Source organism: Desulfatitalea tepidiphila (assembly GCF_001293685.1).
Taxonomy (GTDB): Bacteria; Desulfobacterota; Desulfobacteria; order Desulfobacterales; family Desulfosarcinaceae; genus Desulfatitalea; species Desulfatitalea tepidiphila.
Window position 1 is genome coordinate 384,219 of sequence record NZ_BCAG01000005.1, and the last position, 12,613, is coordinate 396,831.

The window sequence follows — 12,613 nt, forward strand, 5'->3', positions numbered from 1 at the left end:
TTAGCTGTTTTCCGCATCGACCTTGCGGCGATCCGGGCGCTTGCGCCGATCATTCCGGGTGGAGAGCGTCACCACGACGCCATCCCGCACGCTCTGGCGGCGATCGGTCCGGTTCTGGCGGCGATCCCGCTGCCGGATCGCTTTGGACGGCTGAGGTTGGCGCCTCTTCTCCTGTTGGTTCGGGTCGCTGTGCACGGGTGCAACCGTGCCTACGATGATATCCACCATAACGGGTCACCTCCTGATCACTTCATCGGCACCTGTGACGCGATACTTTAGCAAATGAACCGTACGCTATTGCCATCAGCTGCAACCTGTCCAATATTAGTTTCACTTTACGCAGATGAACAGCATGCCATTCTAGCTTCAAGGCACGGCAAAGAACGACGATTCGATCGACAGGCGCAGGGAGAGACGACCTCATGGAAAAAATCAAGATTGCCATCATCGGTGTTGGCAATTGCTGCAGCGCCCTGGTGCAGGGACTGGCCTATTATGGCAATACATCTTCCGAACAGGCCATTGGCCTCATGCATTGGGACATGGGCGGTTACACCCCCCACGACATCGAGATCGTGGCGGCCTTTGACGTGGATCGACGCAAGGTCGGCAAGGATGTGAGCGAAGCCATTTTTGCCCAGCCCAACTGCACCGCCACATTTTGTAAGAATGTCCCGGCCAGCGGCACCATCGTGCAGATGGGACGCGTCATGGATGGCATCTCCGACCACATGCGGGACTATGACGCGCAGCGCACCTTTCTCGAAGCGGACCTGCCCCAGCCGGACAAAGCCGACATCGTCAGGACACTCGTTGATAGCGGCGCCGAAGTGTTACTCAACTACCTGCCGGTAGGTTCCGAGCAGGCCTCCCGATTCTACGCCGAGTGCGCTCTCGACGCCGGCACGGCTTTCATCAACAATATTCCGGTGTTCATTGCCAGCGACCCGCTGTGGTCCGGTCGATTCAAGGAAAAGGGGCTGCCCATTATCGGCGACGACATTAAATCTCAACTCGGCGCGACGATCACCCACCGCGTCCTCACCGACCTGTTTAAAAAGCGAGGGGTAAAACTCGAAAGAACTTATCAACTCAATACCGGTGGCAATACCGACTTTTTGAACATGCTCAACCGAGAACGACTCTCTTCCAAAAAAAAATCAAAAACAGAAGCCGTGCAGTCGGTGACCGCCGAACGGTTGACCGATGAAAATATCCACGTGGGACCAAGCGATTATGTGGCTTGGCAGAAAGACAACAAGGTTTGCTTTATCCGCATGGAAGGCCGTCTGTTCGGCGATGTCCCCATGAATCTGGAACTGCGCCTGTCTGTTGAAGACTCACCCAACTCGGCCGGCGTCGCCATCGATGCCATCCGGTGCGCCAAAATGGCCCTGGCTCGGGGCGAAGGAGGCGTTCTGGAAGGCCCTTCGGCCTATTTTTGCAAGCATCCTCCGCGGCAGGTGAATGACGATGAGGCCTATCGACTGATCGAAGCCTTTATCCGACAGCATCCAAAACAGGTCGAGGTCCGTCAAGTCAAACCGTTGCGTGCTGCCCAAAGCGGCAGCTGACCCTCGCTGCAGATATCCCTCATGTTAAGCGAATCATGCGTTGGCCAGGGATTCTAACTGAACTTGATTGATTAAACCCGGCGTGGGTGGAACAGGTGGCCGATGCCACACGCCAAGCGGTCAAGAGCCAGTAAAATGCACGGCGGGCGGCCCAGAAACTCGCTGCGCTCAAACAGTCTGGGCCGCTTGTCCGCCGTTTGCATTTAACTGGCTCTAAGACCGCAGGCTCACGTGGCCCTGGCCACCTGCCCCACCCACGCCTGCCATCTCGATTGCCATGCGATTTTTTTAATCAAAAAACTTTGGGAAGCGCACCCTTAAAGGTGAATCGCATTCAGTTAGAATTGCTGTGTGTTGGGGTGTCTTAATACGCCGGTGGGGCTCTGTCCTATGCGTCGCGACGGCGGATGGTATACCGCACGGTCACCTTGCCCTGGCCGGGGGAGTCGCCAGCCAGACGCACGCCCGTTTTGGTCACCACCGGCACGTCGACCTGGCCCGATACGGTGAGCCGGTCCAGTTTCACCTTCTCTGTGTAGAGGGTGCTGATCTTCTCGAGTAGCCCCTTGGTGCCGATGGCAGCCAGGCGATTCGGCGTGACCGAGACGCTTTCGAGAATCAACCCGTCCGGCAAGGCACCGACCCAATCCACCTGGACCGGAAGTTCCTTCCGGGTGGGCACATCCAAGGCCACCTGCACCTCAGGCGGCTCGATGCGGTTCAACCGCACCCCGGGCGGCAGCGTGATGTTGTCCCTGGAAAGACTGAAAAGATTCATTCCATTGACCGCCGTGCTCAGATCCAGCTTGGCCTTGACCTGGTCGGCACGCAACGATCCGATCAAGGCACTCGAACCGCTCAAATGCAGCCGCACGGTATTGACCGATGTGGAAATGATCTGCATTCCCGAATCACGATTGGAATACTCCAGCGGCACCTCGACGCTGGTCAATGTCTCCATGCCCTTGGCAATGCTGAACCAGACCCCGGCCATGCACAAAAAGCATATGGCTGCGGCCACGGCCAGCTCCCGGCGCTCGCGCTGAATTCCCTGGTTGTTGGCGCCCCCCGCGCCCACATGCGCCGCCAGGGTCTTTTTGAGGGACAAGTTGTCATAAATCGGAACGAAAGTCTGCCCCTTGGCCGCTACCACCTGTCCCCGCTCTTCGGAAACCACGATGACCAACGCGTCGGACTGCTCGGCCATTCCAACCGCCGCCCGGTGACGGGTCCCATAGTATTGGGGCAAATCATCCCTCAAACTCAATGGCAGGATGGCCCCCACACGGGTCACCCGGTTGTTCTCGAGGATGGCGGCGCCATCGTGGACGGGATTCCCGTTGTAAAAAATCGAAAGGAGCATCTCCTTGGAGATGAGGCCGCCCCATGTGACACCGCCCTGGATGATCTCGTCCAGGTCATCTTTGCCCGGGATCACGATAAGCGCGCCGGTGCGGGTTCTTGCCAATTCATAGACCCCTTCCACGATGCTGTCGATGGGGGTCCGCACGGTTTTGTGGGGAAAATCCCACAGCAGGGCCTTCAAATTCTTGGCCTGGAGGACGTTCCTGATCTCGTTGCGAAATACGATCACGATGATCAGCGCCGCACCCGCGATGATGCCTTGCATGGCCCAACTGGTCACGATCAAGCCCAGGGTCACGGCGATTCGCTGGAATATCCACAAGAGGGCGATGCCGACCAACACACGCATGACGTTGGTGCCCCGAAACAGCACATAGAGACGAAACAGGATATATCCGTTCAACAGGATATCGACAATATCCTGCCACCGGATGGAGTGGAAGAAAGCAAAGAGGAAGTTCATAGCAGGCAACCACAAAACGCTGGGTTCAATCAACGACACTGAATCGCAATGTCTGGATCAGTTCGTCCTCGGCATCCAGGATCTCAACGCGCCAGGGCCCCTTGTCGTCATCGCGCAATTGAACGCTGCTGTAAGTCGCCCAGCTGGGTGGCTTGAGTGTCAGGCGCTTGGCAGTGACCAGTTCATCACGCCGAAACCATTTGTGCTGAACAAAGGTGGTTTGAGCAACGCCCGCAAAAGCGCTGTAGCAGGAAATTCTACCGACATTGATGGAAAAAGCCGCGGCAACGTGTTTGGGTTCGTATCCCTCGATCGATTCGCACATGGCGGCCCGCACGAGTCGAAACGGTTTGGCCTGGGCGGCAAAATCATCGTCGGCCGCAAAAGCCTTCGAAAACCCGGCGAAAAGAAAAACCAAAACGATCCAGCAACCAACATATCTGCGTTTCATCGCGATTTATCTTCAGGTCCTGTAATTAAAGGTTTAAAAAATTCCTTCTAACGGAATTGCCGACTTTTGCAAGGAAAAAGCATCCCGCGATCCATTTCGGACTAAAAACCATCAGGCTTTCGGGATGTCAGGAACAAGGAAAAATGCGGGGGAGGAGAAGGCGGGCGGCAAGACAGAAAAGATACAGCTCCGTGGGGTCAGGGCCGCCGCAACAGATCGGCCAGCGTCTTTTCCACAATCACCTCCTTGTTTTCGCTTTTATCGTGGATCATCTGGATCATGGCCTTGTCAACGACCCATCCAAAACCAAGCTCGTCAAAAAAAATGATCTCTTTCTTTTTCACGGCAACCCCCTTCTGTAGGTAAGGTCCATCCCTCTCCGCAACACGATGGGAACACAGCCTCGGGCGCGGCTCGGTACCCTTAATATCGCCAGGCGCCGATACGAGCTTTAGTCGTTTTTGAATGCCCTGCAGCATCGGCCACCTGTTCTATACTCGCCGGGTATAATGAATCGCATTCAGTTAGAATCGCTCGGCACCGCCGCTATCACTTGTGGCGCCTGGGGGTGGCATGCTAATATCGCCCCCTGATTTTGCCCTCCACAATTACAGGTTGTGCATGACCATCGACGACCGTTCGTTCCACCATGATACGGAGATGTGCTCAAGGAGAAACTGAATGAACACACCGCACCACGGACAGCACCAGGACCCGCATGAAAAACGGACGATATGGGGATGGGCGATTTACGACTGGGCCAATTCTGCTTTTGCCACGACGGTGATGGGGGTCTTTTTCCCCGGTTTTTTCAAGCAAGTGTGGAGCCAGGGGGTCGATGTCAATCTCAGCACCGCACGCCTGGGGTTGGGCAGTGCGGCGGCCAGCCTGCTGGTGGCGCTCATGGCCCCTATCTTGGGCGCCATTGCCGACCGCAGCGGCCGACGCAAGCGTTTTATGGTCGGATTCACCTACTTGGGCGTGGCATTGACCGCTGGTTTGGCCCTTATTCCCCAAGGGCAATGGACCCTGGCGTTGGCGTGCTACGCCCTGGCCTATATCGGTTTTGCCGGGGCCATCGTCTTCTACGATGCCTTGCTCCCCCAAATCGCACCGGCCCAACGCCTCGACCAGGTCTCCAGCCTGGGGTACGCACTGGGCTATCTGGGCGGCGGCCTGCTGCTGGTGTTGAACGTGATCATGGCCACGAAACCGGAGCTTTTCGGCATCGCCGATCCGGCCCTCGCCGTGCGCCTCTCGTTCGCCAGCGTGGCCATCTGGTGGGGCCTGTTCGCTCTGGTCACCTTTGCCTGGCTACCGGCTGACCCGACCGGGCTTCGCCCGCCACTGGCCCAACAGATCACCTCTGGCTGGCGGCAATTGGTCGTCACCTTCAAAAAGATCCGCCAATTGAAAACCGCATTTCTTTTCCTGCTGGCCTACTGGTGCTACATCGACGGCGTGGACACGATCATCAAAATGGCGGTGGACTTCGGCATGTCCCTCGGATTTGAATTCAAAGACTTGATCGGCGCGTTCCTCGTGACCCAATTCATCGCATTTCCATCGGCCTTGCTCTTCGGACAGCTCGGACGTTACTGGGGCGTGCGCCGCTCGATCTATCTGGCCCTGGGCGTCTATGTGCTGGTGACCATCTGGGGCGCCAACATGACCCGGGTCTCTGAATTCTATGTCTTGGCCGCGGCCATCGGTCTGGTGCAGGGCGGTATCCAGGCCCTCAGCCGATCCTATTATGCCCGTTTCATTCCCCAACGCCAGAGCGCCGAATTCTTTGGCTTTTATAACATGCTGGGCAAGTTTGCGGCCATTATGGGTCCGGCGCTCATGGGATTCACCGGTCTGGCGGTCAAACGTTTCCTGCTGCCGGCCAATGCCACCGTAGAGCAGATGGCCCGCACGAGCCTGCTGGCCACCCGCACCAGTATCATCGCCGTGCTGGTGCTGTTTCTGCTGGGCGCGGTCCTGCTCTATTTCGTGGACGAGGAAAAAGGGAAATTAGACGCCGCCCGTTTCGACATCCCCTGATCCAGTCACTCCAACCCGCCCTTTTTGCCGAAACATATTAATCCTTTTCGCATTTGGGCCGATATTACACGATGATCCCTATATCCGATCCTCGCGTGCAGGGATCGGTCGGTGCAAACACAAAAAATCGTTAGGGCGGGCGCCCGCATCGGGCCCCGCGCGGTGTGGCAATACAAGAGGGTGGCATGATGGAAGAAGAGAGAGACATCGAGCTGGACCCGGAGGCCCAGCAACTGTTTGAACAATTCGGCGGACTGCAGGCGCATCAAAAATTCGGCTCCCCGACGGGCATGGAGGATCTGGCGCACAGTCTGCTGGCCGAACAAAAACGACACGATGCCGTTCGCATCCTGATGATCCAGGCGACCTACCTGCTCAGCCGGTACCTGGTCAATGAGGATTTTTCCGCCGACCACAACCAAGAGGGCAAGGTGTTCGAACAGCTATCGGCGGTCCTGGGCAAAATGGGCCGACTGCCCGGGCACCTGGGATGCATGCTGATTCGCTATCGAGGCGCCCCGCCCCAGAGTGATATTCCGGACAAATTCGACTATGAAGTGGTCTTCGGCCATCATGTGGTCGACAGCGCCATCGCCCCGAACGTGGCCCGCCGCAACAGCCCCAAGTGGTCCAAATTGCCCGACCAACTGCTCGAAGCATCCACTTTGTTGGCCGACTACGGGGTCAACAATATCTTCATCCGCCTCTCCGATCGCCTTGCCGACGATCTGCCCGACTACCGGCTGTGCCTGAAGATTCTCTCCGGATTCCGTCAGTCGCGGCAGACCGGCCAACCCATCGGCGTCGATGACCATGGGCAACGCCTGATGGTCCCCATCATCAACGACGAAAACCTCTATCCAGACCCCAATCTGACCCTGATGGCCGGCCTGAACCGCCTCGGCGCCAAATCCATGGAGCGCCTGGTGGACAAGGTGGATCAATGGATGCGGCAACAGGTCGCCTCCGCTAAAGTCAGGCGCTACACCGGCGTCTACAACGCGGCCCTGGAACTGCCCAAAGTGCGGGCCCAGGTCAAATCGCCGCCCATCGAGCTGAACAATATCAAATGGCTGCTCGGCGAATCCGAAAGCCAGATCGTTTCACCGGAAAAACTCCGTATCGCCCAGTTGGCCCTGGAACTGGCCGGTGCGTCGCCGCAAAAAGTGGCCAAGATGATCAAAAGCGTCTATGCCGACGATTTTGCCAAGATCAACACCTTCCTGCTGGGAGAGCGTCTCCACCTGTCGTCGGATCTGCTCCATGCCGCCGGGCAGGGAAACAAGGAGCCCCAACTGACCCAGGAGCTTCTCGGAAACCTGCAAGTTCGCCTCGATCAGGTCAAAGACCATGTCATTGACGACATCCATGTGGTCGAGGACACAGGGACCGAGCGTTCGGCCGGCAAGACACCGCCCCGGGAGGCGGTGGACAGCCGGATCTATCGCATGGTCTCCTTTTACAAAGGGCGTTCGGCCACGCGCAAAAAAATGGTCGGCATGGTGCACCACCCGATCCAGTTCACGGACCAGGATTACCAGATTCTGGCCAAGGATTTCCGCATCGCCCGGGAGGAAGCCGAGGCGCTGGTGGTAAAATTGAAGGGGTGCTTCAGCTTGGAGGGGCGCTTCAAGAAAAGCGCTTTTGCCGAGGCGGTGCCGCTGTTCCGCCAATACGAACAGAAAATCTTTCAATTCCTGTGGCACCATATGAAAGACGTGGTCGTACCCCAGGATCGAAGTGCCTTTCTCAACGCATTGCAGGGTCTGACGACCCAAATGAATCAACCCAAACGCGCCTTGAAGATTCTCCTGGAAGACCTGAGCAGCGATTCGGCCACGGTCCAGTACTCGGACAACAAGGCGATCATGCTGGCCAACCTCATCGTGCACAGCGACAAGTCACTGACCGACTATGACATCACCCCCGAGGATATTGTGCTGAGCCGCCATAAGATCGACACCCTGATGGCCGAGTACGCCGCCTGGCGGATCGAGAAGGACCATGAAGCGTTTTCCACCAAAATTCAAACGATCCACAAAAAATTGATGGAAGCGCTTCAGCTCGGCGAAACCAGCGGCCAGCGCATACCGGCCGCCATGCTGCTCAATCTGGAAAGAGAACTTTATATCTTTCTCTCATTGGTGGGTGGCGACACCAGCAAGGCGATCCTGCGCTCGGCCGCCTTCGAGTACGGCGACCCCCGGTCCGAAATTTTCGGGCACAAAGAGAGTCCCAATTGCATGGGCCCCCTGATGCAAAACCTGCGGGTCGCGTTGCGAGGTGTGGGCAGCCTGGGCACCATGGAGGATGTACCGCTGATAGAATCGATCAAGACCCAGGAAGAGACCTTCGGACGGCTGAAAAACGACCGCCAGCACCGCGCCCAGGTGCGTCACATCACCGAGTGGGTGGATGAAGCGGTCAAACTTATCAAATTCCGCAGCTAGGGCTCACTACAAATACCCAATTGGCCGATTTGTGGACAGCCCACAGGCAAGTGGTTTACTTTCCCTCCCCTGCGCGTATCCGGGCGATCATTTCACGCTGCTCCTGCAGGCGTTTGGTCAGTTTCGGGAACCGGTTCAAATCCGTGTGGGGCAGAAACAGCGCCGCGTAGTAATGGTCCATGTAAGAGTGGGTCTCTGAAAGTTCGAAGCTGGTCATCATGTTGGTCACGCTGACCACCTCCTGACGCACACTGTTGGTCAACGCGCTCATGCGCGCACCGAGCAGCGAACTGTTGCCCACATAGACTACCTTCTCGGGTTCGACCTCGGGCAGCAGGCCGATCACCATGGCCCGCCCAAGGTCCACATAGCTGCCGAATCCGCCGGCCAGAATGATCTGCTCCACGTTGTCGAAATCCATGCCGACTTCGCTCAACAGCGTCATGCAGCCACTGAAGATGGCGCCCTTGGCGCGAATCAGGTTTTCGATATCGATCTCGTTGATCACGATGTCGCGATCGATCTGGGTGCTCTCCTGGTAGGCCAGCACATATTCATAGACATTGTTGTTTTCGCGGATACGATCGGTTTTCAGATCACGATCGAACTTACCCTGATTGTCGATCACGCCGTTTTCGAACAGGGTGGCCACGATGGTGATCAGGCCCGATCCGCAGATGCCCTTGGGCCGGACGTTGCCGATGGTGGCGATCATGGGTTCTAGGGTCTCGGGGTTGATGGAAAAGTCCTCGATGGCGCCCTTGGCGGCCCGCATGCCGAATTCGATGCCGCCCCCTTCGAAGGCCGGGCCGGCGCTGCAAGCCGCACAGGCCATCCAATCCTTGTTACCGATGACCACTTCGGCATTGGTGCCGATATCCATGAACAGGGTCAACTTTTCGGTGCGGTACATGCCGCAACCCATCACGCCGGCCACGATGTCGCCGCCCACGTAACTCGACACCTGGGGGTAGACCAGGGCGGTCACATGGGAATCCAGATCAATGTCCAGATCGGTGGCGCGGATGGGCGGATAGATGGTGGCGGTGGGCACGTATGGCGATCGCCGAATATAACGCGGCTCCACGGCCAGGAGCAACTGGGTCATGGTGGTGTTGCCGGCCAACGTGATCAAGGAGATGTTCTCGCGCGTCACCTTGGACTGCTTGACGATCTTAGCGATCACCTTGTTGACGGTGTCGATGACCACACGGTGAAGGGTCTGCAAGCCATCCGGCCCTTTCTCGGCAAACATGATGCGCGTGATCACATCCTCGCCATAGCTGATCTGGCCGTTGAATTCACCATGCTCGGCAAGCACCTCGCCGGTGTTCAGATCGACCAGTTGCCCGTAGATCGTCGTCGTGCCGATGTCCATGGCCACGGCATAATGTTGTCCGGTGGTGTCGCCGGCCTGTACATTGATGATCTGGGTCTTTCCCGATTCACGCACCGGCCGGGCCAGGGTCACGGTCACCTTGAAATCCTGCTCACGAAAAGCCGACGGTATCTTGCGGATCACCGGCAGCTCGACTTCGAGGCCATGCTCGTCATGGTGGATCCGCAGATGGTTGACCAGGCGGGTGACGTCGGGCAGGTGATCCTGTGCGTCCGGCGGAGTCAGTTCCAGGTAGCGTTTTTCTACGGCTGGCACGAAAAGGCCCTGCTCCTTGATCTCGGTGAATCCGATCTGTCGGACCGTTGCGGTCTGACGGGGCGACTTGCGCAACAAGGCCGATATGTCGACGGCCGACTCCACCGGTATCCGTACCCGGACATCACCGGTGACACGGGTCTTGCACGCCAGCCGATAACCGCGCGCACGATCTTCCGGGGTGATTTTTTCCGTAGGCTCGCTCTCGGTCGGCCCTTCTTCGATGATCACCCGACATTTCCCGCATATGCCTTCACCGCCGCACGAGGCATTGATATGGACACCAGCAGCCATGGCGGCCCGCAGCAAAATTTCTCCCTGTGGGACTTCGATGGTGATGTCGTTGGGCAAGAATGTGACGCGAACGTTACTCATGACAAGCTCCTTATGATTCATCACGGTGCAGACCGCCCGAAGAGGTATTCTTTTTTAACGTCTCTTCACCATAGCGAATAATTCCTGGAGTTAAAACTACATTTTTATGGACAACGGTGCCATAGAGCTTAGATTAGTAGCCGTGTTCCAAGGGGAAACAGAGGATATAGAAAAATGAAGTGGACTCCAGAGGCCGAAGCGGCCATTCAGAAAGTGCCCTTCTTCGTAAGAAAACGCGTTCGCGCGCGTGTGGCGGAAGAGGCGCGCCAAACCGGCAAATCCATTGTCACTCTGGCCGAAGTGAAGGCCAGCCAGAAGCGTTTTCTGTCCGGCATGGCCGCCGAAGTCAAAGGCTACCAGTTCGACGTCTGCTTCGGACCGTCGGGGTGCCCGCACCAGATCGGGACGTCCGAGGCCCTGGCCGAGCGGATCGAGCAGGTGCTGAAATCGGCCGATCTGCTCGCCTTTTTGAAATCCAAAGGCATCGCGAATCTCAAGTTCCACCATGAACTGCGCGTGACCATGGCTCACTGTCCCAACGCCTGTTCCCAACCCCAGATCAAGGATATCGGCATCATCGCGGCCGCCCTGCCCGCCATCGGAGACGAGGCGTGCAGCGGATGCGAGGCATGCGTCACCACATGCCGCGAGGCGGCCATTCGTCTGGGGCCGGACGGCGCCCAACCCGTCCTGTCGGACGACCGCTGTGTGGCCTGCGGCCAATGCATCGCGGTCTGCCCCACCGGTACCCTGATCAAGGCCTCCAGTGGGTTCCGTGTACAACTGGGCGGCAAACTGGGCCGCCATCCCCAGTTGGCCATGGAGCTGCCCGGCATCTACCCCGAAACGGCCGTCATCGATGTCGTCGCCGACTGCATCGACATTTACAAAGCCAAGTCCCGGCATGGCGAACGCTTCGGCGAATTGATCACGACCCAGGACATAGAGCAACTGGCCCGACGTTATGCGGAGGTCAATCTGGCACCGGGAAAAAGATTCTGACGGTGAGCCGTGGATGCCGTCACCGGGACGGGCGCACCGGCTTGCGCCAGCGGGTATTGAAGCCCCTCTCTGCCAATACCCGTATACCTTCATCCAGATGCAATCCAACGGTGGCCACCCCATGGGAATCGTCGCCCGGCACCACCGGAATCCGCAGGTAAAATGCCTGGTTGAGGATCGGCTGGCTGAGGTAGGGTTCAAACGCACCTTTTTTCAAGGCCGCGACATTGTAATCGAGAATCAGCCCTAAGTCGCGGATCAATTCCAGGTTGCACTTGATGCGCTTCAACACTTCCGGATACATCAGGTTGCGCCGATACATCGGATCGAAAAGACGAATCAGATCAAAGTGCCCTACCACCTGGGGTTTCAACCGCTCGATGAGCTCGTGCTGCCGATCGAAGTAGGCGCAGTAAAGCGCTTCCATGCCGCCGAGTGCCTCGACGGCCCGCCTGTATTCGGCTTCGCTGTAATCGAAGGGGATGCCCTCCACGTGGTGAACGCTGCCGACGATGTAATCCGGCGCATACACTACGATCAGTTGCTCAGCCAGTGTGATCGCGCCGGGAGTGGCCTCGGTCTCAAAACCGACCAGAACTTCGATGCGATCGGCATAGAGCCGCTGCAGGCGTCGGGCCTCGTCCATATATCGGCCAAAACGCTCGGTCATGGCCGCCGCCGTCAACCCGGCCTGCCGCTCCTCGGGATAAAGATAGGCATCCGCGCTAGGCGGCATGTGCTCGGTCAACCCCACCCACGCGAACCCCTGGTCGGCATAGGCCTGGACCACCTCCTCCAGTCGGTCTTCGGCGTGGCTGCAGAACTCGCCGCTATGCCCCCCATGTATGGATACCCGTTCAATCGTTGCCATGATGTTCGCCCTTTCAGCGCTGGCATGTTACCGCGCCATGATGGATCCCATGGCCGCATCGCCCGCAGTGGTTCGCAAATGCGGCATCCGTGCTCGATTTTCATCAGCAGGCACCATAGAGCCGAGCGGGTTGCTTGTCAATTTCATCCGCTCTCTGTCGGGGATTCGGATAGACGACACGACAGCAGTTCTAAGTGAATGTGATTCACCCTGAAGGACATGCTTCCCAAAAGTCTTTTAAAACAATTCGCATGGCAACGGAGATGGCAGGCCCGGGTGGGGCAGGTGGCCAGGGCCACGCGAGCCACACGGGGTAGTGCCGCTCGAATGCAAACGACGGACAAGCGGCCCGGACTGTTTGA

The 12,613-nt window shown here is 57.8% G+C and carries 10 protein-coding genes; 4 read left to right on the forward strand and 6 right to left on the reverse strand.

Features of this window, described 5'->3' with window-relative positions; all coding sequences use genetic code 11:
* A complete protein-coding gene (locus DFT_RS19420) occupies positions 1–228 on the reverse strand; it encodes a hypothetical protein (protein WP_054032917.1) in 228 nt (75 codons plus the stop codon).
* Between the two features lie 194 nt (positions 229–422).
* Here DFT_RS19420 and DFT_RS19425 point away from each other — a divergent pair, with 194 nt between their 5' ends.
* Positions 423–1,574 carry an inositol-3-phosphate synthase gene (locus tag DFT_RS19425; protein ID WP_054032918.1) on the forward strand — a complete coding sequence of 384 codons (1,152 nt, stop codon included), beginning with the start codon at positions 423–425 and terminating at the stop codon, positions 1,572–1,574.
* A 388-nt stretch (positions 1,575–1,962) separates the two neighbouring features.
* Here DFT_RS19425 and DFT_RS19430 read toward each other — a convergent pair whose 3' ends face one another.
* The 3 genes from DFT_RS19430 to DFT_RS26340 form a co-directional block, all read right to left on the reverse strand.
* Positions 1,963–3,402, reverse strand: coding sequence for a diadenylate cyclase (locus tag DFT_RS19430; RefSeq protein WP_054032919.1), 1,440 nt, complete (start codon positions 3,400–3,402; stop codon positions 1,963–1,965).
* A 25-nt stretch (positions 3,403–3,427) separates the two neighbouring features.
* The gene (locus DFT_RS19435) at positions 3,428–3,853 is read right to left on the reverse strand and encodes a DUF2914 domain-containing protein (protein ID WP_083453656.1); all 426 of its coding nucleotides are present in this window, start codon (positions 3,851–3,853) and stop codon (positions 3,428–3,430) included.
* Between the two features lie 197 nt (positions 3,854–4,050).
* Positions 4,051–4,197 (reverse strand): hypothetical protein, encoded by a 147-nt coding sequence (locus tag DFT_RS26340; protein WP_161807210.1) that lies wholly within the window; start codon positions 4,195–4,197, stop codon positions 4,051–4,053.
* A gap of 337 nt (positions 4,198–4,534) precedes the next feature.
* Here DFT_RS26340 and DFT_RS19440 point away from each other — a divergent pair, with 337 nt between their 5' ends.
* Together DFT_RS19440 and DFT_RS19445 are read left to right on the forward strand one after the other, a co-directional pair.
* The gene (locus tag DFT_RS19440; protein WP_054032920.1) at positions 4,535–5,899 is read left to right on the forward strand and encodes an MFS transporter; all 1,365 of its coding nucleotides are present in this window, start codon (positions 4,535–4,537) and stop codon (positions 5,897–5,899) included.
* A 185-nt stretch (positions 5,900–6,084) separates the two neighbouring features.
* Positions 6,085–8,349, forward strand: a complete 2,265-nt coding sequence (locus DFT_RS19445) for a hypothetical protein (RefSeq protein WP_054032921.1) — start codon at positions 6,085–6,087, stop codon at positions 8,347–8,349.
* Positions 8,350–8,404: 55 nt separating this feature from the next.
* On the opposite strand, the gene DFT_RS19450 is transcribed toward DFT_RS19445, so the two are convergent.
* Complete coding sequence (locus DFT_RS19450; RefSeq protein WP_054032922.1) at positions 8,405–10,378, reverse strand: ASKHA domain-containing protein; 1,974 nt, start codon at positions 10,376–10,378, stop codon at positions 8,405–8,407.
* Between the two features lie 174 nt (positions 10,379–10,552).
* Here DFT_RS19450 and DFT_RS19455 point away from each other — a divergent pair, with 174 nt between their 5' ends.
* Positions 10,553–11,380, forward strand: coding sequence for a 4Fe-4S dicluster domain-containing protein (locus DFT_RS19455; RefSeq protein ID WP_054032923.1), 828 nt, complete (start codon positions 10,553–10,555; stop codon positions 11,378–11,380).
* Between the two features lie 19 nt (positions 11,381–11,399).
* On the opposite strand, the gene DFT_RS19460 is transcribed toward DFT_RS19455, so the two are convergent.
* Positions 11,400–12,251, reverse strand: a complete 852-nt coding sequence (locus tag DFT_RS19460; RefSeq protein WP_054032924.1) for a histidinol-phosphatase — start codon at positions 12,249–12,251, stop codon at positions 11,400–11,402.
* Positions 12,252–12,613: the final 362 nt, after the last annotated feature.

What these genes read in the sequence shown, in the direction of transcription:
- DFT_RS19420 (WP_054032917.1), bottom strand. Translation starts at nt 228, where the DNA reads ATGGTGGATATCATCGTAGGCACGGTTGCACCCGTGCACAGCGACCCG.
- DFT_RS19425 (WP_054032918.1), top strand. Translation starts at nt 423, where the DNA reads ATGGAAAAAATCAAGATTGCCATCATCGGTGTTGGCAATTGCTGCAGC.
- DFT_RS19430 (WP_054032919.1), bottom strand. Translation starts at nt 3,402, where the DNA reads ATGAACTTCCTCTTTGCTTTCTTCCACTCCATCCGGTGGCAGGATATT.
- DFT_RS19435 (WP_083453656.1), bottom strand. Translation starts at nt 3,853, where the DNA reads ATGAAACGCAGATATGTTGGTTGCTGGATCGTTTTGGTTTTTCTTTTC.
- DFT_RS19440 (WP_054032920.1), top strand. Translation starts at nt 4,535, where the DNA reads ATGAACACACCGCACCACGGACAGCACCAGGACCCGCATGAAAAACGG.
- DFT_RS19445 (WP_054032921.1), top strand. Translation starts at nt 6,085, where the DNA reads ATGATGGAAGAAGAGAGAGACATCGAGCTGGACCCGGAGGCCCAGCAA.
- DFT_RS19450 (WP_054032922.1), bottom strand. Translation starts at nt 10,378, where the DNA reads ATGAGTAACGTTCGCGTCACATTCTTGCCCAACGACATCACCATCGAA.
- DFT_RS19455 (WP_054032923.1), top strand. Translation starts at nt 10,553, where the DNA reads ATGAAGTGGACTCCAGAGGCCGAAGCGGCCATTCAGAAAGTGCCCTTC.
- DFT_RS19460 (WP_054032924.1), bottom strand. Translation starts at nt 12,251, where the DNA reads ATGGCAACGATTGAACGGGTATCCATACATGGGGGGCATAGCGGCGAG.